This is a genomic window from Geothrix sp., from assembly GCF_020622065.1.
Classification (GTDB): domain Bacteria; phylum Acidobacteriota; class Holophagae; order Holophagales; family Holophagaceae; genus Geothrix.
Map to the genome: position 1 here is coordinate 1,105,009 of NZ_JAHRYQ010000001.1, position 20,418 is coordinate 1,125,426.

The 20,418-nt window shown below is 68.6% G+C and carries 27 protein-coding genes; 9 read left to right on the forward strand and 18 right to left on the reverse strand.

Going from position 1 to position 20,418, the window contains the following annotated elements:
* The first annotated feature begins 82 nt into the window (after nt 1-82).
* On the forward strand, nt 83-2,635 hold the full coding sequence (locus QZ647_RS05130) for a serine/threonine-protein kinase (RefSeq protein ID WP_291271136.1): 2,553 nt from the start codon (nt 83-85) through the stop codon (nt 2,633-2,635).
* 55 nt (nt 2,636-2,690) lie between these two features.
* On the opposite strand, the gene QZ647_RS05135 is transcribed toward QZ647_RS05130, so the two are convergent.
* Nucleotides 2,691-3,251: a hypothetical protein gene (locus tag QZ647_RS05135; RefSeq protein ID WP_291271137.1), complete on the reverse strand. Its 561-nt coding sequence runs from the start codon at nt 3,249-3,251 to the stop codon at nt 2,691-2,693.
* Nucleotides 3,252-3,511: 260 nt separating this feature from the next.
* Here QZ647_RS05135 and QZ647_RS05140 point away from each other — a divergent pair, with 260 nt between their 5' ends.
* From QZ647_RS05140 to QZ647_RS05155, 4 genes are all read left to right on the forward strand, one after another.
* On the forward strand, nt 3,512-4,468 hold the full coding sequence (locus QZ647_RS05140; RefSeq protein ID WP_291271138.1) for a winged helix-turn-helix domain-containing protein: 957 nt from the start codon (nt 3,512-3,514) through the stop codon (nt 4,466-4,468).
* A 56-nt stretch (nt 4,469-4,524) separates the two neighbouring features.
* Nucleotides 4,525-5,331 (forward strand): tetratricopeptide repeat protein, encoded by an 807-nt coding sequence (locus QZ647_RS05145; protein WP_291271139.1) that lies wholly within the window; start codon nt 4,525-4,527, stop codon nt 5,329-5,331.
* Between the two features lie 213 nt (nt 5,332-5,544).
* A complete protein-coding gene (locus QZ647_RS05150; RefSeq protein WP_291271140.1) occupies nt 5,545-5,697 on the forward strand; it encodes a DUF3309 family protein in 153 nt (50 codons plus the stop codon).
* A gap of 112 nt (nt 5,698-5,809) precedes the next feature.
* Complete coding sequence (locus QZ647_RS05155; RefSeq protein WP_291271141.1) at nt 5,810-5,983, forward strand: hypothetical protein; 174 nt, start codon at nt 5,810-5,812, stop codon at nt 5,981-5,983.
* Between the two features lie 10 nt (nt 5,984-5,993).
* Here the strand turns inward: QZ647_RS05155 and QZ647_RS05160 are convergent, their stop codons facing one another.
* From QZ647_RS05160 to QZ647_RS05190, 7 genes are all read right to left on the reverse strand, one after another.
* A complete protein-coding gene (locus tag QZ647_RS05160) occupies nt 5,994-6,398 on the reverse strand; it encodes a hypothetical protein (protein WP_291271142.1) in 405 nt (134 codons plus the stop codon).
* An 82-nt stretch (nt 6,399-6,480) separates the two neighbouring features.
* Nucleotides 6,481-6,840 carry a nuclear transport factor 2 family protein gene (locus tag QZ647_RS05165; protein WP_291271143.1) on the reverse strand — a complete coding sequence of 120 codons (360 nt, stop codon included), beginning with the start codon at nt 6,838-6,840 and terminating at the stop codon, nt 6,481-6,483.
* A complete protein-coding gene (locus QZ647_RS05170) occupies nt 6,837-7,352 on the reverse strand; it encodes an SgcJ/EcaC family oxidoreductase (protein ID WP_291271144.1) in 516 nt (171 codons plus the stop codon). The genes QZ647_RS05165 and QZ647_RS05170 overlap by 4 nt, the downstream gene beginning before the upstream one ends.
* An 84-nt stretch (nt 7,353-7,436) precedes the next feature.
* The gene (locus QZ647_RS05175) at nt 7,437-7,982 is read right to left on the reverse strand and encodes a hypothetical protein (RefSeq protein ID WP_291271145.1); all 546 of its coding nucleotides are present in this window, start codon (nt 7,980-7,982) and stop codon (nt 7,437-7,439) included.
* Between the two features lie 59 nt (nt 7,983-8,041).
* Nucleotides 8,042-8,266 (reverse strand): DUF2188 domain-containing protein, encoded by a 225-nt coding sequence (locus QZ647_RS05180; protein WP_286353414.1) that lies wholly within the window; start codon nt 8,264-8,266, stop codon nt 8,042-8,044.
* Nucleotides 8,267-8,341: 75 nt separating this feature from the next.
* Entirely contained in the window at nt 8,342-8,743 is a 402-nt protein-coding gene (locus QZ647_RS05185) for a hypothetical protein (protein ID WP_291271146.1), read from the reverse strand.
* Nucleotides 8,744-8,765: 22 nt separating this feature from the next.
* Complete coding sequence (locus QZ647_RS05190; protein WP_291271147.1) at nt 8,766-9,203, reverse strand: SRPBCC domain-containing protein; 438 nt, start codon at nt 9,201-9,203, stop codon at nt 8,766-8,768.
* Nucleotides 9,204-9,389: 186 nt separating this feature from the next.
* On the opposite strand from QZ647_RS05190, the gene QZ647_RS05195 reads away from it, so the two are divergent.
* The gene (locus QZ647_RS05195; RefSeq protein ID WP_286353413.1) at nt 9,390-9,527 is read left to right on the forward strand and encodes a hypothetical protein; all 138 of its coding nucleotides are present in this window, start codon (nt 9,390-9,392) and stop codon (nt 9,525-9,527) included.
* 118 nt (nt 9,528-9,645) lie between these two features.
* Here the strand turns inward: QZ647_RS05195 and QZ647_RS05200 are convergent, their stop codons facing one another.
* The 7 genes from QZ647_RS05200 to QZ647_RS05230 form a co-directional block, all read right to left on the reverse strand.
* Complete coding sequence (locus QZ647_RS05200; protein ID WP_291271148.1) at nt 9,646-9,897, reverse strand: hypothetical protein; 252 nt, start codon at nt 9,895-9,897, stop codon at nt 9,646-9,648.
* 69 nt (nt 9,898-9,966) lie between these two features.
* Complete coding sequence (locus QZ647_RS05205; protein WP_291271149.1) at nt 9,967-10,464, reverse strand: TspO/MBR family protein; 498 nt, start codon at nt 10,462-10,464, stop codon at nt 9,967-9,969.
* Between the two features lie 121 nt (nt 10,465-10,585).
* Nucleotides 10,586-11,032, reverse strand: a complete 447-nt coding sequence (locus QZ647_RS05210; RefSeq protein ID WP_291271150.1) for a DUF4440 domain-containing protein — start codon at nt 11,030-11,032, stop codon at nt 10,586-10,588.
* Between the two features lie 5 nt (nt 11,033-11,037).
* Complete coding sequence (locus tag QZ647_RS05215; protein ID WP_291271151.1) at nt 11,038-12,330, reverse strand: dihydroorotase; 1,293 nt, start codon at nt 12,328-12,330, stop codon at nt 11,038-11,040.
* A gap of 148 nt (nt 12,331-12,478) precedes the next feature.
* Nucleotides 12,479-13,939, reverse strand: coding sequence for an IMP dehydrogenase (guaB, locus tag QZ647_RS05220; RefSeq protein ID WP_291271152.1), 1,461 nt, complete (start codon nt 13,937-13,939; stop codon nt 12,479-12,481).
* 121 nt (nt 13,940-14,060) lie between these two features.
* The gene (locus QZ647_RS05225) at nt 14,061-14,909 is read right to left on the reverse strand and encodes an energy transducer TonB (protein ID WP_291271153.1); all 849 of its coding nucleotides are present in this window, start codon (nt 14,907-14,909) and stop codon (nt 14,061-14,063) included.
* Nucleotides 14,879-15,850: an ABC transporter ATP-binding protein gene (locus QZ647_RS05230; protein ID WP_291271154.1), complete on the reverse strand. Its 972-nt coding sequence runs from the start codon at nt 15,848-15,850 to the stop codon at nt 14,879-14,881. The genes QZ647_RS05225 and QZ647_RS05230 overlap by 31 nt, the downstream gene beginning before the upstream one ends.
* A gap of 149 nt (nt 15,851-15,999) precedes the next feature.
* Here QZ647_RS05230 and QZ647_RS05235 point away from each other — a divergent pair, with 149 nt between their 5' ends.
* On the forward strand, nt 16,000-16,233 hold the full coding sequence (locus tag QZ647_RS05235; protein WP_286353403.1) for a YdcH family protein: 234 nt from the start codon (nt 16,000-16,002) through the stop codon (nt 16,231-16,233).
* Between the two features lie 133 nt (nt 16,234-16,366).
* On the opposite strand, the gene hutI is transcribed toward QZ647_RS05235, so the two are convergent.
* Entirely contained in the window at nt 16,367-17,575 is a 1,209-nt protein-coding gene (gene hutI / locus QZ647_RS05240; protein ID WP_291271155.1) for an imidazolonepropionase, read from the reverse strand.
* 73 nt (nt 17,576-17,648) lie between these two features.
* Between hutI and QZ647_RS05245 the strand changes: the two genes are divergently transcribed.
* Nucleotides 17,649-18,515: a hypothetical protein gene (locus QZ647_RS05245; protein ID WP_291271156.1), complete on the forward strand. Its 867-nt coding sequence runs from the start codon at nt 17,649-17,651 to the stop codon at nt 18,513-18,515.
* Nucleotides 18,516-18,529: 14 nt separating this feature from the next.
* Nucleotides 18,530-18,769, forward strand: a complete 240-nt coding sequence (locus QZ647_RS05250; protein WP_291271157.1) for a GIY-YIG nuclease family protein — start codon at nt 18,530-18,532, stop codon at nt 18,767-18,769.
* Here the strand turns inward: QZ647_RS05250 and QZ647_RS05255 are convergent.
* Nucleotides 18,753-19,544 (reverse strand): hypothetical protein, encoded by a 792-nt coding sequence (locus tag QZ647_RS05255; protein ID WP_291271158.1) that lies wholly within the window; start codon nt 19,542-19,544, stop codon nt 18,753-18,755. The genes QZ647_RS05250 and QZ647_RS05255 overlap by 17 nt on opposite strands.
* Nucleotides 19,545-19,718: 174 nt before the next feature.
* A complete protein-coding gene (gene rpe / locus QZ647_RS05260) occupies nt 19,719-20,417 on the reverse strand; it encodes a ribulose-phosphate 3-epimerase (RefSeq protein ID WP_291271159.1) in 699 nt (232 codons plus the stop codon).
* Nucleotide 20,418: the final 1 nt, after the last annotated feature.

The window sequence follows — 20,418 nt, forward strand, 5'->3', positions numbered from 1 at the left end:
GGTGGAAAAAAACGGCTACATGGTGATCCACTTGGCCGTATAGTGGGTCGCTTCCCTCCCCCGCTGCGCGTGCGGAGGTCCCATGTCCCTTGCGGCCGGCACGACCCTGGGCGCCTACGAGATCGTGGGCGTCCTGGGCGTGGGCGGAATGGGTGAGGTGTTCCGGGCCTGGGATCCGAAGCTGGGCCGCGAGGTGGCGATCAAGGTCCTGTCTGAGGCCTTCGCGGAGGATCCCGCTCGCCTGCACCGTTTCCAGCGGGAGGCGCACGCGCTGGCCGCCCTGTCCCATCCCAGCGTCGTGCAGATCTTCGATGTGGGGGAGCACCTGGGGCGCCCCTACCTGGTCATGGAACTGGTGGAAGGGGAGACCCTCCGCCAACGGATGGCCGCCGGTCCCTTGCCCTGGCGCCAGGCTGCGGAACTGGCCGCGGCCGTGGCGGATGGCTTGGCGGCGGCCCACGCCAAGGGGATCATCCACCGGGACCTCAAGCCCGAGAACCTGATGCTGACGGTCCACGGCCATGTGAAGATCCTCGATTTCGGGCTGGTGAAACTGCGTGAGGAGCAGACCCTCCCTCCGGGGATGCTGCGGGCCGTGGGAACCTCGGCGTCGACCGGCGGGCTCACCGAGGCGGGCCTGGTGATGGGCACCGCCGACTACATGAGCCCGGAGCAGGTGCAGGGTCAGGCCGTGGAGGCCCGCAGCGATCTCTTCAGCCTGGGCGTCATCCTGTGGGAGATGACCACGGGGGGCCACCCCTTCCGCCGCGGCGCCCCGGACGAAACCATGCGGGCGATCCGGTTGGGCCGGCCCGAGGTGCCCGCCGGCTCGGAACGGCCCCCTTCGCCCCTGGGCCGGATCCTCCGGGTCTGCCTGGCGAAGGAACCCTCCCAGCGCTTCAAGGGCGCCCTGGACCTCGCGGAGGCCCTGCGGTTTGCCGCCCGGACGGAGCTGGGGCCCCGGCCGGCCTGGGACCTGAGGCCCCGGATTGAGCTTGGGGCCCGGCGGCGGACGCTGTGGGCGGCCCTGGGGCTGGGCGCATTGGCCACGGCGAGCGGGCTCTATGCCTGGCGCCGGGTGCCGGCCGTGCCGGTGCCTCTGGCCGCGCCGGCGGCCTCGCGGGCTCCCAGCGTGCTGGCCCTGCCGGCGCGGGTCCTGGGAGCCGACGAGGCCGCCTACCTGACGGACGCCGTACCCAATTCCCTCTCCACGCTGCTGGCCGGCGTGGAGGGCCTCGACACCAAATCGCCGCCCTCCAGCGTCCAGGTCGACAAGTGGCATGGCGACCTGGCTCAGATCACCGAGGCCTACCGGGCGGATCACCTCGTGGTCACCACCATCACCAAGCAGGCGAAGCGGTTGATCCTCGATGTGCAGCTGGTGGACACCCGGACCTGGAAGGTGCGCTGGGGGCACCAGTATCAGGGGACCCAAGCCGCGTACAACGATCTCATGCGGGAGGCGGCCGGAGCGTTGGCCCGCGCGCTCCTGCGAGAGGAGGCAGGCGGCGCGCCGGTGCTGGCGCGGCCCACCACCAGCTCCGAGGCCGAACTGGCCTTCGGGGAGGGAAAGCACTTCCAGTACCGCTACCGGGCCCTGCAGCAGGATGATGACTTCAAGCAGGCGGTGGCGGCCTTCGAGAAGGTCTTCCGCCTGGATCCGCATCAGGCGGAGGCCGCCGCCCAGCTGGCGGTTCTCCACGGCTGGCGCTCCTACCAGCTGGGCCCGACCCCGGCCGGCGAGGCCGAACGGCGGGTCGAGGAAGCCTGGGCCCGACGGGCGCTGCAGGTCGATCCGCGCTGTGGCATGGCCTGGAGCCTGTTGGGGGCGGTCGAGGTCCAGGCGCGGCGGGAGGATCCTGAGCGGGCCGTGGAACACGCGGTGAAGGGGGTCTGCCTCGCCCCCAATCAGGCTCAGGTCCACATCACCCTGGCCACCATCGTGTCCGGGCCGGGTTCCGTGGGGCTTTTCATCGCGGGCGGGCGCCGGTCCATGGAGCTGGATCCCATGGATCTCACGGGGCCGGCCTTCGTGGCCCTGGGGCTGGCCTGGATGGGCCGGGGGGAGGAGTCGCTGGCCATCGTGGAGCGGGCCCTGCCGAGGGAACCCGGTCATGTGCTCTTCAACGACACGGTCAAGCCCTACGCCTTGATGCGGCTGGGCCGCCTGGAGGAGGCGGAGGCGCAGCTGACCCGCTCCGGCCGGCCGCTCCGCGCCAACTCCCGATTCCTGCTGGCGGCCCACCGCGGGCAGGCCGAAGCGGCCCGGGCGCTGGCCGGGCCGCTCCTGGATCACTGGCTGGGGCCCAAACCGCGGGCCATCGATCTGGGCAACGCCGTGCTCTTCAATGCCCCGTGCCTGGTGCGGGTGGGCCTCCGAGACGAGGCCTGCCGGCTGCTTCAGAAGAGCCTGGACATGGGCGCTCCACCGCCCCTGGACTGGCTCCTGATGGATCCCGACATGCAGACGCTCCGCAGCCATCCGCGCTTTCCCGGCATCCTGCGCGCCACCCGGAAGGCCACGGCCGCCGTGGTGCGCCAGCTCGACCAGGCCAAGGCCCGGGGGGAACTGCCCGACTACCTCTGCGTGCAACTGGAAGACCTGCGCCGGAAGCTCGCCGAGGCCTCGGGTTGAGCCCCGAACGCAGCGCGCCCCGCCGCAGCGGGGCGCGCCCTGGTTCAGACGGGATTCACCGGCGCCGGAGCACCTGGTCGAGCGTGGCCGCGCCCCGCGCGGTACCGCGCTGCATGGGCGAGATCTCGATGGGGCCGATGGTGCCCTTCAGCTCGGGATCGAGGATCTTCGGATTGATCATCAGCTCCCAGTTGGTGGCCGAGCCCAGGGCCAGGGCGCAGCCGTTCTTCAGCGCCTCGGGGCGGGTCCCGAAGGCCGCGACGGTGCCGTTGAGGCGCTGGACCAGGGCCGTGGCATGAGGGGAGCCATCGCGGATGAGCGGATCATTCGGCATGAGGGCGAGCAGTTCGACGCCCCGCTGGAGGATGGTTGTCCCGGCCGCCCCCACCTGCATGGGATGCCGCACATCGACCACCGTGAGGACGGAGCCGTTGGGCAGGGCGCGCTCGAGATCCGCCACCTGGGTGCGGCTCCGGCCGTAATCGCAGACCACGCCGTAGTGGATCTTGCCTTGGTAGATCAGGTTCGCGGCCTTCACCACCGGACCGAAATCCTCGGCGACGAGGGCGGTGGAGAGGGCTGCCAGGGCGACCAGCGCATGGGTGGGGCGGAACATGGAACACCTCCGTGAAAGGGCCCGGTCGGGCCGGGTGGTGCCGAGCCAGGGGCTGCGGCGGAGGTCAACCTGGCCCGGGGCACCTCACCGCGCCATGACCGCTGGCTGAAATCCGAAATGCTGACTCACGGCGAGTTGGAAGACCGCTTTTTTCCATGGATGAGCGGGTGGGTGCCCCCGTTAGCCGACCGTTAGCTCGGGGATGGCGCTTGAAGATGACCTTGGAGGCACCATACTTTCTCCACCCCCAAGGGGTAGCTATGGCCCGCTTGGCTTTTGGCGACTTTGAGCTGGACCCGACCTCCGGCGAGCTCTGGAAGGCCGGGGCGTGCCTGCGCATCCAGGAACAGCCGCTCAAGCTCCTGCTCTGCCTGCTGGAGCGGCCGGGGCAGCTGGTGGGGCGCGAGGAACTCCAGAAGCGGGTCTGGACCGGCGGCATCCATGTGGGGTTCGAGGATGGCCTCAATGCGGCCGCCTGGCGGCTCCGGCAGGCCCTCGGAGACTCCGCCGAGCGGCCCCAGTTCATCGAAACCGTGCCTCGGAAGGGCTACCGCTTCGTGGGCCGGGTGACGCCATTGCCCGGGAGCCCCCGTCCCCCCTCGGCCTCCTTTCCCATGCCGGTCTACCGGCCAGACTCAGGCTGGGCCCCGCGTCCGGCCCTGCCTGCCCGCCGGGGGTGGGAGGCGGTGAAGGACCTGGGGCGGAGCCTGGGCAAAGCCTGGATGGCGGGGGCGCTGGGCCTCGTCCTGCTGGGCGCGGGAGCCCTCGTCTGGGGTGCCTTCCGCACCCGGACACTGACGGTGGCCCTCACGCCCCTGGTGAATGGGACCGGGGATCTGGCCGTGGATTATTTCGCCTCGGCCCTGGGTCGTCAGGTGGCCCAGGATCTGGCAGCCACCCGGGAGTTGCGGGTTCTCCCGGCAGAGTCATCCGGTCCCCGGGGCGCACAGGCAGCCGACCTGGTGCTGACCTGGACCCTGGCCCGGGATGCCCAGGGCTATCGGATCGCCGTGCACCTGACCAGGCGGGGCGGGCAGGGCCTGGGGGATCAGGTCTTTCTCTCCAGCCCTGAGAACCTCCACGAGGCACACCAGGGGATCGCCACCTATCTCGTGGGCCAGGCGTTGGGCCGGGCGTCGGACCGGGCGCTGCCCCCGCAGGGGGCCGAGCCCATCCCGGCGGCCGGAGCCGCCGCCGGAAGCCAGGGGAGGCCCTGAAAAGAGCCTAGACTGGCGGAGAGGTGCCTTCCCTTCCCGGAGTTCCGTCGCCTGCCATGACCCTTCGACGATATTCCCTCTTCCTGCCGGGTCTTCTGCTCGTCGCGGGCCTGCGGGCGCAGGAGGCGCGCGACGCTTCGATCTTCCTTCGGTACCTCGCGCTGAACGGCACGGTGGAGCAGGCGGGCCGCGCCGTGGCCGCGCGCCGCTTCGGGGAGGCGCAGCGGCTGTTGGAACCCTGCCTGGCCAAGGTGCCGGAGCACTTCGAGGCCCATTTCCTCCTGGCCCAGATGGCCTACGAGGCGAAGGATTTCGCCGGGGCGCTGGGGCACCTCGAGGTCGCCCGGCAGAGCCTGGCGGAACTGGATCGCCTCTACCGCGACGAGACGGCGGCCATGAAGGCCCAGGTGGAGGCGGAAGAGCAGGCCATGCGGACCAGCCTGGACAACCTCTATTCCCGGGGCGCCGACCCCAGCGGCTGCACGGCTCCGCTGTTCCGCAGCAAGCAGAACGCGCTGGACTACTACGAGGCGAGGAAGGGGCATCTCCACGACCGGGAGAATCCCTTCGCCTTCCCCGCGGAGTACGCCTTCCTGCATGGGAACTGCCTCTACCGTCTGGGTCGCCGGGATGAGGCGCTGGATCAGTACCGGCAGGCCGTGCAGAAGGATCCCGCCCACGCGGGCGCCTGGAACAACCTCATCAGCCTGCAGTGGGAGGCCAAGGCCCATGCCCAGGCCCGGGCTGACCTGGATCGTGCCGAGGCCGGCCACATCACCATCCGTCCCGACCTGAAGCAGGCCGTCCTCGCAGCCGCGGCCCAAGTCTCCGCCCAGGCCGCGGACACTCAGCCGCCGAGGTAAGCCGGCGCCTCCATCGATTTGAAGCGTGGCTCCCGTCGTTTTGAATGGGTCGAGGGGTGGCTCAGGAACCGCTCCGTTCCATCCTCCAGCAGTCCATCGCCTCGAACGACTGATCTCGTTGGGCTTGAGTCGACATGGAGAGGCCGCATCTTCGTCGGCATGCACCTTGATTGGAAAGGTGGAGCCCCGCTCAGGGACCCCAGGAGGCATTCCATGCTCGTGCTCTTGATCGTCATTCTGCTCCTGATGTCCCTCGGCAGCCTTCCCACTTGGCCCCACAGCAAGCAATGGGGCTATTTCCCGAGCAGTGGCCTGGGCCTGGTCGTGGTGGTGCTCCTCGTCCTGCTGGTCCTGGGCCGGGTCTAGACCGACGGCTCGGCTGGGCGCCCAGGAGTGATCCGGGGCCGCCCTCCCCGACCCGCTCCCCGAATGTCTCCCCCGTCCTGGGCTCCAGGGTCGAAACCGAGGTGAAACCGCCATGTCATTCGGACTTTACGCAATGGGCTTTGCCATCGTCATCGCCGGGCTCATCTACGGCGCTGCGTTGATGCATGTGCCCGGCCAATGGATCGCCGTCGGGGCCATCGTGATGCTGGGAGTCGGCATCCTGACCGGCGTCAAGGCCACGCGCCAGAAGGATCCACCGGCCTAGAAAGCCACTCTCAGGGCTGCGGCCGCTCCAGCAGGATGCCTGGCCTGGGGGACGGCGGCTTGTAGTAGGCGAGGCGACCCGGAATGCAGGACAGGATGGCGCCTGGCCCATGCAGGCAGACCAGGCGCAGCGCCTCACGGAGCGGCAGCTCCCGGCCATCGGCCTTCAGGCCATCGGCGATCACATGGCAGGTCGGGCCCGCGCCCCGGGCCGTGAGGAGCTTTTCCAGTTCCTCGGGAAAGTCCTGCGGCCCCGGCACCTCGATGGCGAATTCCGGCAGGCAGGGCAGGCCGCGGCTCAGCTGGACGAGAGCCTCCTTGCGCCGCTTGGGCTGGGCGAGGAACTGGGTGAACCGGGCCCGCTTCTCCGAGGGGAGGAAGGCCTTGGCGAATGCTTCTTCGTGATCCGTGGACACCGGCGACTCCTGCAGGAAGACCTTAACCGCATCGAGCGCCGAGCGCGGCGGACCTCAGACCACCCGGGACGGCCGTCCCGCCTCAGTTCGGCGGAATGGGCAGGCCGTGCTGGCGGAGGAAGCTGAGCTTGTCCCAGTAGCCGCGCTGGAAGACGATCAGCCCGCCGACCACGCGGAAGAAGCCGCAGCCCCGCAGGCCCAGGGGATCGCGCCATTCGAGGATGGCCCACTCGCCGTCCTCGAAGAGGTTCTCCACGAGGCAGACCATCTCCGCGGCGGCGAACTCCCGGGCGAACATGGCGTGGATCGCCTCCCGGCCCTCCACCGGGGATTCCGCCACCTGGTGGTTCACTGCGTCCGTGTGGTACATCGCGGCCAGGGCATCGGCATCACCGCGGTTGAAGGCCTCGACCCAGGCGGCCACGCGGGTCTTCGGCCTCATCGCACCACCTCCGGCGGGCCCATTCGCCGGGGCGGGTGGTTCGGATTGTCCATGTCGGACACGATGAGCCACCGGCCTCCCGCGCCGCGCCGGAGGGTCAGCACGAACTTGCCGGCGTCGGGCGCTCCGGCCCGGTGGGTGAAGCCGCCGAGGATGTAGCCGAGGGATCCATCCGTGGCGTAGGCCAGGGCGCGCAGGGACAGCGCCCCGCCTGCATCGGCGTAGGCCTCCCGGATCGCGGCCCGGCCGCGGACCGGCGCCTTGCCCTGGGCCAGGACGAATCCGTCCTCGGCGAAGAGGTCGGCCAGGGCTGTGGCGTCGCGGCGCTGCCAGGCGGTCTCGTAGTCGCGCAGCACGCGGTCGAGGTCTGGCGGCAGCGCCACGGAGGGCAGGGAGGCCGCCGTGGCCGTGGGCGCAGGGGCGGGTACGGAGGCTTGCGCGAAGATGTGGTCTGCGGTGATGGCTAGGGTCAGGACCAGAGGCAGGACGGAGGATCGGTTCAGGCGGTGCATGAAGGTCTCCGGCGGGCTGGGTGGAGCTCTGGGGATAAAGTAGCCGAATCGTCCCGCAGGACGAAGGCTACCGATCCCGGCCATTCAGAGCCCTGCGGGACTGGGCGCGGGCCGCCCCGGGCGGAGGCGGCGTGCCAGGGCGGGAAGCAGCAGCATGGCCGCGAGGATGATCCACACGGTGGCTTCGGGATGCTTCAGCCAGGCGTGGAGGCGCAGGGTGGCGAGGGCCACCACGGCGTAGTAGAGCAGGTCGCCCGCGATGGCGATGGCCCAGCCCGTCAGGAAACCGTGACCCGCGGCCAGGGCTGCGCTGCGGCCCGTCATGGGATCCACCCCGAAGGCCACCATGACGAGGGTGATGGGCCCCAGGCCCGGGCCGCCGATCTGGGCTGCGCTGCGGGCCATGGCCGCTTTCAGCGCGGCGCCGAACCGGGCCAGGAAGGGGCTGCGCTGGGCGAGGAACACCAGTCCCCGGAGCACGGGCTCGAAGGCCAGGGCCAGGATCAGGTCCGACGCGAGGTACAGCCCCGCCGTCAGTCCCCAGCCCAGCCCCTTCGACTGGGCCAGCAACACCCCCGCCGGGATCCCGCCCCCGATGGGAAGCAGGAAGAGGAGGAGGACCGCGAGCATGAACCCATGCTACCCGGGCCGGGACCAGCACCCGGGGGCCGCTCGGGGTAGATCAAGCTTCAGCTCTTGATGCGCCGGGGATCCATGGACCTCGGATAGGTCCGCTCCTCCTGGATCTGGCCGTCTTCCTTGTGGATCTTCACCGAGCCCGCATGCTGCTGCATGTAGACCCGCGTCTGTCCAATGGCCTCGGCCTTGGTCGCCGCGTGGACGACGGGCCGGCGGCCGCCCTCAGGCTTGAGGGCCCAGGCGTTTCCTTCCTTGGCGAGGTGATAATTTTTCATATCGCCCTCCTCGTGTGGCGTTCGCCGATGCCTAACATAGGCTTTTCGTGCTGCTTCACCAAGGAATGGAGGCCTTCATGACGGGGATCTTCCGAAAAGAGCGCTCAGGAAAGCCCTGGTGTAGCTCTGATCGCCCTCCATGGGGCAGTTCATGATGAGCAGGCCCGCGATCACTGCGAACGGAATGAGGAACGAAAACACGAACCGATGCCTCCGGGAAGCCTTGGCCCTGAAGAGGATGATTTGGGTTGGGGCCTGATACAGCGTGGACCCGACCAGCACGGGGCCGATGAAGAAGATGGCGTAGATCGCGCCACCCAGGCCCATGGGGATGTGGAGGATCTTCCACGAAAGCCAGACGAACCAGACCTTGTGGAATAGCAGCGAGAACAGAACGCACGCGATGACGCCCGTGAAGAACCAGCCCACGGCGCCCCGTGGGTTGGATGGGTAGGACTGAGGTGCGCTGGAACTCATGGGGGAGCCTGTCGAGTGGGGGTCAGCCGCCGTGCGACGCACCGGCGCTGACTTCACGAACCAGGCGGTCCAGGTTCTGCTCATTGGCGGTCTCGAGGAACGAGCGCATGTTCTCGGCGAAGTCCTGATTTTCAAACACGCCGACCCAGGAGACGAGGGTTCCGGTCGCGCTGGGTCCCAGAGACAGGGAAAGCTCGAAATGCGGCAGGTTCACATGTTTGATCCGAACCCGTGAAGGGGGAACGATGTCCAGGAACTCCGATTGGTTTGGATAGTCGGTCCCATCGGGACCATGCATGGTGAACAGCCACGCCCCTCCGGGCCAGAACTCGAAGGTCTGAAAGGTATTCGTGAACCCATCCGGGCCCCACCAGCGGGCCAGCCGCTCGGGATCCTGGATGGCCGAAAACACGGATTCAGGACGAGCCGGAATGTCTCGGGAGTGGCGGAAGACGGACATCAACACCTCCGGGAGCTGAAATGACTTGAATGGTACCGTGGCGCCGAACCAGGGAAGCCCTGGGGAGTGGCCAAGCTGCCGGAGAGGAGAAGCTCTTTCAGGCGAAATACCGAGCGCCATCGGGAATCGAGCCCATGATGGGCAAGGAGCTCGGTCTCGAATTGCCGGCGCTCGGAAAGAACGGCCATGTCGAACGACAAGAAACCGAAGAAGGCCAAACCGACGGTGATCCACGGTGCCACCCATCGTGGCGCAGAACTCAGTGGCAAGCTCGCAGAACCTCTGGCGAAAGCTGCGCTCTTTCCCGCCAAGAAGAAAAAGTAGGACAGGGCCTCGAGCCCACCGAAGCTCGGTGGGACCGAGCCGAGGAAGCTGACCAGACTTGCCTGCGTCCCGGCGCTCTGCGAAGCCCAATCAGGCAGGGCCTGCATCGAGCGAGGGGTCAGGCCGAGCCTGAGCCCGGATCGGGTGTGTCCTTTTTGGGCTCACGCTTCGCTTCGATGACATGTCGGGCTTTGCCGGATTCGAACAGGGTTTGCAGTTCAAGCGTGATGGACCCGAGCGCATTTGAGGACGATTTTCTTTTCCTCCAGTAGATCCAACCGCGACGCTCGGCCCATAGGCCCAGCCGATCCACGAGAAAGAGAGCCGCCAGGGCGGCGAGGAGGATCAGGATGATGCTCAGAACTCGCATGGCAGGGCTCGCGAGGCTTGACGAAGCAAAGTGATCACCCCTGCTTGTACCGAGGTGCTAAGCGAAGGGTCAGGCGAGGATGTGGAGATTGCCTCTCCACACGGCCCATGTGAGGACGGAGGCGAAAGATACCCAGGCCAGATAGGGGACAAGGAGAGCCCCGGCGACCCGGCTTCGACGCCCGAACATCCCTGCTGTGATGAGGATCAGCAACCACAGAATGAGGATCTCGGCAAAGGCCAGGCTGCCCAGATGCCAAACAAAGAACAACCAGGTCCATAAAGCGTTCACGGCTAACTGGACAAGGAATAGAGACAGTGCAAGGCCCGCTTTTCGAAAGCCGTGCTCACGCCATACCAGCCAGGCTGAGATGGCCATGAGGATGTAGAGGACCGTCCAAACAGGGCCAAAAAGCCATCCAGGCGGTGCCCAAGGGGGGCGCATGAGGGATTGATAGAAGGCGCCTGCTTGCACAGAGGCGAGTGCACCGAGTGCCGCGGCCATGAAACAGATGCTGAGCCACCCAAAGAAGCCTAGAACCTGCTTGGACATGGGATAGAGGGCCATGGGGCACCAAGAGAACACCTGGCGGATGAGGCCAATGCGAACGGGGAAGTTGAGCGAGAACGGAAGGTAATGCAGGTAGGGTCTGGGTTGAGTCAAGGGCAGGACGCCGACTCGGCCGAGTTTAAACGACTGTCATGTGAAGGTAGATCAGCCAATGATCGCCTTCTTTTCTGAAAAGCAACAAAGACTTACCGTTTGCCTTCTGACCTGCGTTGTTTGCACGGTATTCACACAAAACGGTCGCCAGATTGCAAGATTCGGAAACCGAAAGAACGGTGAGGCTATCGATATGCCCACCCAATTGAATACCAGCCTGGAAGTACGAAATTACCTTCTCTCGTCCGATCGCAACCAATCCGGGGACATGGCCCGAAATATATTGGGCATCTATTGCGTACAGCCGTCCCAGAAGCTTGGTGTCGCCGTCGTTGTATGCGGCTAACCACTGTTTGGAGATCTGTACGAATCCCTGATTGTGAGGTTGGGTTTGAACCGGTGGCGGTAGCCCTTGGGCGCTGGACGGAAGCGACACCAGAGGGAAAAGAGCTGCCGCAAGTGATGACCTCATGGGGACTAGCCCCAGACTCGCTTCCCACCCACCCAGGTTCCCAGGATCTTCCCGGGGAGGCTCCAGCCTTTGAAGGGGGTGTTGTAGGACTTGGACTGGATGAAGGCGCGGTCCACCTGGACCTGGGCGCTGGGGTCGAAGAGGACGAAGTCGGCGGGGGCGCCGGGCTTCAAGGCGCCGAGGCCCTGCTGGTCGAGGTGGAAGACCTTGGCGGGCTCCCAGGTGAGCAGGCTGATGGCCTTGGCCAGGCTGATGACCTTCCTGTTCACCAGCAGCTCGAGCGTGAGGGGCAGGGCGGTCTCCAGGCCGATGACGCCGAAGGCGGCGATGGGCAGCTCGACTTCCTTGTCGTCCCAGCCGTGGGGGGCGTGATCCGTGGCGATGGCGTCCACGGTGCCATCGGCCAGGGCCTCCAGCACGGCCTGGATGTCGGCTTCGGTGCGCAGGGGCGGGTTCATCTTGTAGTCGCTGTCGAACTTCATCAGCTCCTTGTCCGACAGGGCGAAGTGGTGGGGCGTCACCTCGCAGGTGACCTTCAGCCCCCGGGCCTTGGCTTCGCGCACCATGCGCAGGGAGCCCTTGGTGCTGAGGTGGGCCAGGTGCAGGTGGCCGCCGGTGTGCTCGGCCAGCACGATGTCCCGGGCCACCATGGCCTCTTCGGCGGCGGCGGGGATGCCCAGGCAACCCAGCGATGCACTCACGGCGCCTTCGTGCATGTAGCCCTTGCCGGCGAGGTCGCGATCCTCTTCGTGCGCCACCACGGGCACCTCGAGCCAGCGCGTGTATTCCAGGACGCGGCGCATGAGCGAGGCGCTGGAGATGGGTAGGCCATCATCGGAGAAGGCCACGCAACCGGCGGCCTTCAGCGTGCCCATGTCGGCCAGCTCCTCGCCCTTCATCTCGCGGCTGACGGTACCGATGGGGAAGTAGCGGCAGAGGCCGGCTTTTGCGGCGCGGGTGAGCATCATCTCCGTGATGGCCACGCTGTCGTTCACGGGCTTGGTGTTGGCCATGGCGCACACGGCGGTGAAGCCACCCGCCACCGCCGCCCGGCTGCCGCTCTCGATGCTCTCCTTGCGGGTCTGCCCCGGCTCGCGGAAGTGCACATGAAGATCCACGAGGCCCGGCGTCAGCACCGCGCCGCCGCCGTCGACCACCTCCACGCCTTCGTGCTTCGGCAGGGCCGCGGCGTCCGTGGCAATGGCCTCCACCTTCCCGTCCACCACCAGCAGCAGGCCGGGCCCGTCCAGGTTCTGCGCAGGATCGACCAGGCGGACATTCTTCACGAGGAGGGACATGGGAGGCTCCGGGGATGGGACTAGTCTAGCGGGGGCTGGAGTCTGGAGTCGGGAGGTACGGCCCCCCGAGGCGCATCGCGCCGCTTCTTTTTCTCTACTCGCGGGCCATCGGCCTGCGAGCCCTCCAGATTCCGGCCTCCGGACTGCCCTATTCCATCCGGTAGTTCGGGGCTTCCTTGGTGATCATCACATCGTGGGCGTGGCTTTCGCGCAGGCCGGCACCGCTGATCTCCACGAAGGTGGCCTTCTGGTGGAAGTCGGCGATGGTGGCGCCGCCGCTGAGGCCCATGCCGGCCCGCAGGCCGCCCATGAGCTGGGTGACGAGGTCGCCCATCTTGCCCTTGTAGGGAACCTGGCCCTCGATGCCCTCGGGCACGAGCTTGGTGTCGTCCTTGCCTTCCTGGAAGTAGCGGTCCTTGCTGCCCTGCTTCATGGCGCCCAGGCTGCCCATGCCGCGGTAGGCCTTGAAGGTGCGTCCGCCGTAGAAGATGGTCTCGCCCGGGGCCTCATCCGTGCCGGCGAAGAGGCTGCCGATCATCACGCAGTCGGCGCCCGCGGCGATGGCTTTGGCCACATCGCCGCTGAACTTGATGCCGCCATCGGCGATGCAGGTGATGCCCGCCTCGCGGCAGGCCCGACTGGCCTCGGCCACGGCGGTGATCTGGGGCATGCCCGCGCCGGTGACGATGCGGGTGGTGCAGATGGAGCCGGGCCCGATGCCCACCTTCACAGCGTCCGCCCCGGCCTTCGCCAGGTCCTTGGCGCCTTGGTAGGTGGCGACATTGCCGGCCACCAGGGGCAGGGAGGGGTAGGCCTTCTTGAGGGCCTTCACGGCCTCGAGCACGCCTCTGCTGTGGCCGTGGGAGCTGTCCAGGCAGAGCACATCCACCTTGGCCTCCACCAGGGCGGCGGCGCGGTCCAGCAGATCCTTGCCCACGCCCACGGCGGCGCCCACGCGCAGGCGCCCGTGGCTGTCCTTGCAGGCGTTGGGGTACTCGATGGACTTCTCGATGTCCTTCACGGTGATGAGGCCCTTGAGCTGGCCCTGGGCATCCACCACCAGCAGCTTCTCGATGCGGTGCTTCTGGAGGATGCCCTTGGCCTCCTGGAGGGTGGTGCCCACGGGCACGGTGACCAGGTTGTCCTTGGTCATGGCCTCCCGCACGGGAATGTCCCAGCGGGTCTCGAAGCGCAGGTCGCGGTTCGTGAGAATGCCCACCAGGCGATGGCCCTCCACCACGGGCACGCCGCTGATGCGGAACTTGGCCATGAGCGCCTCGGCATCGCGGATGGGCGCATCGGGCCCGATGGTGATGGGATCGGTGATCATGCCGGACTCGGACCGCTTCACCTTGTCCACTTCCTCGGCCTGGCGCTCGGGTTGCAGGTTCTTGTGGACGATGCCGATGCCGCCCAGCTGGGCCAGGGCGATGGCCATGCGGCTTTCCGTCACCGTGTCCATGGCCGCCGAGATCAGGGGGATGCGCAGGGAGATGTCCTTGGTGAGCCGGGTGCCCAGGTCCACCTGGTTGGGGTGGATCTCCGAGTAGCCAGGGACGAGCAGGACATCGTCGAAGGTGAGGGCGCGCATCAGGGGCAAGGTCAGCATGGGGAGCCTTCGGTCGGGGCCCGCGGCCTGCGGCGCCTTGCACGCCATGGTCTCATGGGCCGGCCCGAGGTTCCAGCACCAGGGTTCCTTGGCGGCGCCAAGGTCCGCATTGGCTGCCGTTTCAGCGCTGGCGCAGAAGGTTGGGGTGGAAGGTGAGCGTCAGTGACACCGGGGCTTTGAGGCCATGGCCCCCCAGGGGCTCGAAGCGCCATTCCCGGGCGGCCCTGAGGGCCTCTTCGTGCAGGAGGGCGGGTCCGGACACCACGGTGGCCTGGAAGGGCACGCCATCGTCGCCGATGAGGATGCGCACCCGCACCGGCTGGCGGGTGGCGGCGCCTTCCTCGCCGGGGGCGAGGCGGTGGTAGATGGGCACCTGGCGGAGGGGGACCAGCTTCTGATCCGGGACCGGTACGGGAACGGGGGGCCGGATGAGCCCTCCCGGTCCCCGGGCGGCATCCCTCCCGGTCCCCCGGGCCAGCCCGTTGCCCCCGGCCTGCAGGGGGAGGGCGGGATTCAGGGATAGGCCGATCCGCTCCGCCCGGGGGGAGAGGCTCAGTTCGTCCGGATCCACGGCATCGGTGGGCATGGACCGCGCTGAGGTCTGGATGCCGGCCAGCCTTGGATCCAGCGTGGAGGTCCCCTCCCGGTGGCCCGCTCCGCCGGGGCCCTCGGGGCCCACGAGGTTCCGGACCGGTTCTTTGAGATGGGCGGGGGCGGCGGGTTCCTGCAGCAGGAGCGTGACGGACCGGACGGCGAGGCTGACGCCGCTCCGGGCGGACTGCAGCGAAGCGGGCGCGAGAAGACTCAGGCAGAGCCCATAGACCAGCAGCGGCGTCAGACCGAGGCTGAGGAGGACCGGGACGGCGTGGGATCGGGCCGCGGCGGCCTGGCTGATGGGGCGCAGGTCGTGGACCGAGGATTCCGTCCTGGCGCCGGGCGTCAGGTCGAGGGTGCGGAGCAGGGGGTGCATGGAGAGGACCAGTCTGCGGACGGCAGGGGCTGCTCGCAACGGAAACCCCGGCCAGGTGTTCCCTGCCAGGGCGCCCAGGCGGCGCAGGCTCCCGAGGCGACGGCACACCGGGGGCGGAAGGGACAACCCGCCGGGCGATCCTGGGGCGCGGGCAGGAAACCGGATTCGCGGGATGGCTGGCGCCGGGAGGCCTCCACCAGGCGGGCCGTGTAGGGATGGCGTGGGGCCCCCAGCAGCCGGGCGACCGGCCCGGCCTCCATGGGTTCACCTCCGTACAGCACCAGCAGGCGGTCGCAGGCCTGGGCCGCCAGGGCCAGATCGTGGGTGATCCACAGGAAGCCGAGGCCCCGCTGCCGCTGGAGGTCGAGCACCAGATCCACGAAGGCCCTCTGCGTCGTCGGATCCAGGGCTGTGGTGGGCTCGTCCAGCACCAGCAGCTCTGGATCGCAGGAAAGCGCCATGGCAAGGCCGAGGCGCTGGCGCTGGCCCCCGCTGAGCTGGTGCGGGAAGCGCCTCAGGAAAGCCGCATCCGCTGGCAGGCGCAGATGCTCCAGCAGGGGCGTCAGCCGGGCCAGGGCGGTCGAGGTGGATTCTCCGCGGTGGAGCTCTGGCAACAGGGTCAAGTGCTGGGCCAGGGTCAGGAGGGGATTCAGGGCCTGGCCGGGATCCTGAGGCACCCAGCTGATCCGGGCGCCCCGAAGGCGGTCCCGCGCTGCGCCGGGCCGGTCCAGGGGTACGCCGAAGGCCGAGATCGAGCCCCCCGCCTGCCGCACTCCCGGGGGCAGCACATCAAACAAGGCCTGGGTCAGCAGGCTCTTGCCTGACCCGCTCTCCCCCGCCAGCCCCAGGCGCTCCCCGGGGGCCAGGGAAAGGCTCAGGGGCCCCAGCAGACGGACGCCGTCCGCCCGTTCCAGGAGCAGTGCATCGATGACCAGGGACATGGCCCCAGAATCCCATGGAAATAACAGAAGTCAAAAGAGTTCCGGTCTATCCCGGAATACCCCTTGACGCCCCTCGGGGCGGTCCTAATCTTGGGCCACCCTATCACCCTGCGGGGTCCCGCCCGATCCCGCCCCGGCATGGAGGAGTCATGGATTTTCTGCGCCCAGAGCTTCAGGAGCGCCTGATGAAGGAACACTTTGAATTTCGGAAGCTGATGGAGGAGCACAAGGCTGCCGACACACGCCTGGGCGATCTCCAGCGGAAGCCGAGCCTCTCCGCCAAGGAGTCCCTGGAAGAGGTGGAACTGAAGAAGACCAAGCTGCGCGCAAAGGAACGGATCTATCACATCGTGCAGGAGGCCTCAAGGCACGCCGAACAGTAAGGCCACCTAGCACTCGTAGGAGAAGCCCCGGGAATCGGCCCGGGGCTTCGTTTTTTGAAGGTTTTTTAAGCGCAGAGGACAAGAGATCCTTTCCCTGCGCCCTTCGTGATCGCTGCGGTGGAAGGTCCTTTCTTCAACTGGGCAGGAACCTCGGCCGGTAGGGCTCGCCCACCCAGTAGACGAGTTCCAGCATCTCCTCCACATCCCACAGCAGCACTTCGGCGCGGGCGCCGGGATGCAGGTGGCCCAGGTCGGCGTGGTGCAGGCTGCGGGCGGCGTGGAGGGTCATGGCGGTGAAGGCCTCCTCGAAGGTCATCCGCAGCTGGAGGCAGCCCAGACGGAGCACGGTGAGGGGATCCACGCAGGGGCACGACCCGGGGTTGAAGTCCGTGGCCAGGGCCACGCGGCAGCCCGCATCGATCATCTTCCGGGCGGGAGCCCAGTCGCGCATGCCGAGGAAGAGCGTGGTCGCCGGCAGCAGCACGGGAGTGACCCCCGTCGCGGCCATGGCCCTCATGCCCGCCTCGCTGCAGAACATGAGGTGATCGGCGCTGGCGGCGCCCAGGTCTGCGGCCAGTTCGGCGCCGCCGGTCCAGGTGAGCTCGTCCGCATGGAGGCGGGGGATCAGGCCCAGGCGCTGTCCCGCCTCGAAGATGCGACGGCCCTGGTCGGCGCTGAAGACGCCGGTCTCTACGAACACATCGCAGAACCGTGCCACGCCGGGATGGCGGCGCACCAGCTCCGGCAGCCAGTCCTCGGCCACGGCCCGGGCATTGGCCTCGGCATCCCCGCCGAATTCCGGCGCCAGATCATGGGCGGGCAGCAGCGTTACATCCAGGCTCCAGCCGCGCCGCTTCAGTTCCGCGTAGGCCGCGGTGAGGCGGGACTCCGCTTCCAGCTCCAGGCCGTACCCGGTCTTGCACTCGAGATGCACCACGCCGCGCTCACGGAAGGCCTTCAGCCTCGCCTCGCCCGAGGCCACCAGCTCTGCCACCGTGGCGCTCCGGGTGGCGCGCACGGTCTCGCGGATGCCGCCTCCCTCGGCGGCGATCTGCTGATAGCTGACGCCGTGGAGCCGCCGGTTGAACTCGCCGCTCCGGTTGCCCCCGAAGAGCAGGTGGGTGTGCGGGTCCACGAAGCCCGGCGTGGCCCAGGCCCCGCCGCCATCCACCCGGGGCGCGTCCGCCCAGGTGGCCGGCAGGTCGGCGGCCCGGCCCAGCCAGGCCACCCGGCCACCTTCCAGGGCCAGGGCTGCCTCCGGGATGCGATCCACGGCCCAGGCCTGAGCAGGATTGGGGGTCAGCAGGCCCCGGAGGTTCACGAGTACACGGCGTTCCGACATGCCATCAGTCTGCCAGGGACGATCGGCGGCGCCTTCCGATTCTTGGTAGCATCGCCCCACAGCGGAGGTTCCAGTGCGGGCACGGGGCGTGACAGGGCGGGGCTCGCGCGGCGGATCGTGGTGGGGGAAGGCGAGGCTCCTGCTGGCCGTGCTGCTCCCGGCCTTGCTGGCGGTGGCGCAGCCCTCCGAGGCCGGATCCAGGCTGGTGCTCCCCATGCCGGTGCTGAAGCCTGGCGAGGGCCTGTCCCTCACCCTGGGCGATGGGGAGGTGCGGAGCTACGGGGAGGCCCAGAAGGAGGCGCCCATGGGGGGCCTCGCCAAGCTGATCTGGATGCGGCTCGAGGGGTCCGATTGGTCCAGCCGGAATGTCCAGTTCCGCTGCCAGGGGATGGCCGGATCCTTCCTCTGCGGGAAGCGCGAGGGGCATGGGCGCATGGATCTGGGCCGGGCCCTGGCGGAAGACTGCGATCTGGCCTTCCTGGTCTGGATCGCAGAAGCGCAGACGCGGTGGTTGCAGGACTACGGAGATGCCGCGGCCCGCCTGCGCATGGAGGAGGTCTTCGCGCCCTTCCTGGGGCGCCGGCTTCCGCCGGGAGAGGGCCTTCCCGCTTTCTCGGCAGCCTGGGTGGGGGGTGGCGACCTGCTTCGCACCAGTCCTGAGGCGTTCCTGCGCTGGCTCATGGAGCCGCAGCAGGGAGAGGTCGTCATCTTCGGGAAGCGCTACCTCGCGGGCTTCTGGGTCGAGGTGAAGGATCTCTTCGGCAAGGAGGGCTGGTGGTTCAAGACGGGCACTGCGCCGGTGATCGGGGAACCCACGGCCACCAGCGCCTGGGTGGCTGGCGGCCGCGGATCGGCCCTGGTGGTGCTGCACCTGCCCCGGGGGCAGGGCAAGCCGGAAGGCCTGGCCCGCATCCGGGAGATCCTGGGTCTGAAGCCTTGAGCGGGATCTGGTGGGTGTATCTGCTCCAATGCGCGGACGGCACGCTCTACTGCGGTGTCGCCCTCGATGTGGCGGCGCGCCTGGCGCAGCATCAGGCGGGGAAGGGCGCCAAATACACCCGGGGCCGGGGCCCGCTGGAGCTGGTCTACCGCGAGGGGTGCGGCACGAAGGGCGATGCGCTGCGCCGGGAGCGGGAGATCAAGCGGATGCGGCGGGAGGCGAAAGCGGCGCTGGCGGCTACAGCGAGACCATGATCGCCAGCCGGATTCCCGGGTGGCGGCGGCTCGTGAGGTAGTAGCCGTCGAAGGCATCGTCGATGTACATGTCGTCCCACAGATACCACTCATCCGCCCAGAACTCGGGCCAGGGATCCACGATGAGGAACCAGTAGCCGCCGCAGCGGAACCGGGGATAGCCGCGGTAGATCATGGGGCGGCTCCCGATCCGGAAAGCGTGCCGGTCACCGAAGCGGGCAACGAACTGCGGCTCGGGGATGCGGTAGCCGCCGTAGCCTCCGCGCTGGGCCCAGGTCCGGTGCTCACTTTCCCAGCGATGGGCCCGATGCTCCCGCCACGAGGGGTGGGCGGGCCAGGCGTCCCGGCGCCAGGATTCCCGGGCCTGCCAGGCGCGGGCGGCTTCAGGCCGGACCGGCCCGGGGCGAAGCTCCTGGCGTGGGGGCCGACCCAGGTCCCGGGTGGAAGGGGCGCCCCGGGGGGCGGCGGGTTCCCTCCGTTCAGCCCGCGGTTCCGGGCGCGGCCGGACTTCCTCAGCTCGCCGGAGCCGCTCCGGCTCGCTGCGTCGCGGCTGCTCCGGACGCACGCGCTCCTCGAACCCCCGTTCCCGGGGGGCCGGGGCGGACCGGGACGGCGCCTCCCGACCCCGCTCCTGGCCTCTTTCGGTCAGGGGGCGGCCCTCGCGAGGGCGTTCCGGGCGGGCCGGTTCCTCTCGGCGGTCGTGCTGAGCATTCAGGTGGAGGCCCGCCACCATCAGCAGCAGGGCCCAGGTGCTTGCGCGTCGATGCCGTGTCATGGGTGCCTCCCTGGCCAGGTCTTCGAGTCAGGCGCTGGATTGGATGCCTGGGTAGCAGGTCCGGTGCCACCCCGGGGCCAAACACAGGGATGTGATTGTGATTTGGAGACTTGCCGCTGTCTCGGTGGCCTGCGGCCCAGGGGGAGGGCGTGGCATCCTGCAGCGGACCGGAACTCAGGCCTGGCGGCCGGCGGCCATCTCTCCCAGCAGGTTCGCCACGGCGGCGCGCGGATCCGCGGCCTTGAACACGGCATTGCCCGCCACGAGGCAGTCGGCGCCGGCCCGCACCAGATCCCCCGCGTTCTTCAGGCTCACGCCGCCATCCACCTGGATGAAGAAGGGCGCGCCGCGCTCGGTGCGGAGGGCGTCCAGGCGCTTCACCTTGTCGAGCACGCGGGGGATGAAGCTCTGGCCGCCGAAGCCGGGATTCACGCTCATGAGCAGCACGAAGTCGAAGTCGCCGACGAGATCCACCAGCGCCTCCACCGGGGTTCCCGGGTTCAACACCACGCCGGCCTTGCCGCCCGCCTGGCGGATGGCGGCCAGGGTGCGGTGCAGGTGGGGATCGGCCTCCTGGTGGACGCTCACCCAGTCGGCGCCGGCCTTCACGAACTCGGCCGCGTAGCGCAGGGGTTCCACGATCATCAGATGGCAGTCCAGGGGCAGCGCCGTGGCCTTCCGCAGGCTCTCTACCACCGGCAGGCCGATGGTGATGTTCGGCACGAAGCGGCCGTCCATGACATCCACATGCACCACCTGGGCCCCGGCGGCCTCGATCATCCGCAGCTCCTCGCCCAGCCGCGTGAAGTCCGCGGAGAGCAGGGACGGGGCCAGCAGGGGGGCGGCGGGGCGGAGGCTCGGGGGGTGGCTCATG

Bases quoted from the DNA above. Each gene is read 5' to 3' on its own strand.
- QZ647_RS05215 (WP_291271151.1), bottom strand. From the start codon at position 12,330: ATGTCCCTCCTCGTGAAGAATGTCCGCCTGGTCGATCCTGCGCAGAAC.
- QZ647_RS05195 (WP_286353413.1), top strand. From the start codon at position 9,390: ATGTCGAACGACAAGAAACCGAAGAAGGCCAAACCGACGGTGATCCAC.
- QZ647_RS05255 (WP_291271158.1), bottom strand. From the start codon at position 19,544: ATGACACGGCATCGACGCGCAAGCACCTGGGCCCTGCTGCTGATGGTG.
- QZ647_RS05200 (WP_291271148.1), bottom strand. From the start codon at position 9,897: ATGCGAGTTCTGAGCATCATCCTGATCCTCCTCGCCGCCCTGGCGGCT.
- rpe (WP_291271159.1), bottom strand. From the start codon at position 20,417: ATGAGCCACCCCCCGAGCCTCCGCCCCGCCGCCCCCCTGCTGGCCCCG.
- QZ647_RS05225 (WP_291271153.1), bottom strand. From the start codon at position 14,909: ATGCACCCCCTGCTCCGCACCCTCGACCTGACGCCCGGCGCCAGGACG.
- QZ647_RS05155 (WP_291271141.1), top strand. From the start codon at position 5,810: ATGTCATTCGGACTTTACGCAATGGGCTTTGCCATCGTCATCGCCGGG.
- QZ647_RS05210 (WP_291271150.1), bottom strand. From the start codon at position 11,032: ATGAGGTCATCACTTGCGGCAGCTCTTTTCCCTCTGGTGTCGCTTCCG.
- QZ647_RS05175 (WP_291271145.1), bottom strand. From the start codon at position 7,982: ATGCTCGCGGTCCTCCTCCTCTTCCTGCTTCCCATCGGGGGCGGGATC.
- QZ647_RS05235 (WP_286353403.1), top strand. From the start codon at position 16,000: ATGGATTTTCTGCGCCCAGAGCTTCAGGAGCGCCTGATGAAGGAACAC.
- QZ647_RS05130 (WP_291271136.1), top strand. From the start codon at position 83: ATGTCCCTTGCGGCCGGCACGACCCTGGGCGCCTACGAGATCGTGGGC.
- QZ647_RS05205 (WP_291271149.1), bottom strand. From the start codon at position 10,464: ATGGCCCTCTATCCCATGTCCAAGCAGGTTCTAGGCTTCTTTGGGTGG.
- guaB (WP_291271152.1), bottom strand. From the start codon at position 13,939: ATGCTGACCTTGCCCCTGATGCGCGCCCTCACCTTCGACGATGTCCTG.
- QZ647_RS05135 (WP_291271137.1), bottom strand. From the start codon at position 3,251: ATGTTCCGCCCCACCCATGCGCTGGTCGCCCTGGCAGCCCTCTCCACC.
- QZ647_RS05165 (WP_291271143.1), bottom strand. From the start codon at position 6,840: ATGAGGCCGAAGACCCGCGTGGCCGCCTGGGTCGAGGCCTTCAACCGC.
- hutI (WP_291271155.1), bottom strand. From the start codon at position 17,575: ATGTCGGAACGCCGTGTACTCGTGAACCTCCGGGGCCTGCTGACCCCC.
- QZ647_RS05180 (WP_286353414.1), bottom strand. From the start codon at position 8,266: ATGAAAAATTATCACCTCGCCAAGGAAGGAAACGCCTGGGCCCTCAAG.
- QZ647_RS05230 (WP_291271154.1), bottom strand. From the start codon at position 15,850: ATGTCCCTGGTCATCGATGCACTGCTCCTGGAACGGGCGGACGGCGTC.
- QZ647_RS05150 (WP_291271140.1), top strand. From the start codon at position 5,545: ATGCTCGTGCTCTTGATCGTCATTCTGCTCCTGATGTCCCTCGGCAGC.
- QZ647_RS05140 (WP_291271138.1), top strand. From the start codon at position 3,512: ATGGCCCGCTTGGCTTTTGGCGACTTTGAGCTGGACCCGACCTCCGGC.
- QZ647_RS05190 (WP_291271147.1), bottom strand. From the start codon at position 9,203: ATGTCCGTCTTCCGCCACTCCCGAGACATTCCGGCTCGTCCTGAATCC.
- QZ647_RS05170 (WP_291271144.1), bottom strand. From the start codon at position 7,352: ATGCACCGCCTGAACCGATCCTCCGTCCTGCCTCTGGTCCTGACCCTA.
- QZ647_RS05145 (WP_291271139.1), top strand. From the start codon at position 4,525: ATGACCCTTCGACGATATTCCCTCTTCCTGCCGGGTCTTCTGCTCGTC.
- QZ647_RS05185 (WP_291271146.1), bottom strand. From the start codon at position 8,743: ATGAGTTCCAGCGCACCTCAGTCCTACCCATCCAACCCACGGGGCGCC.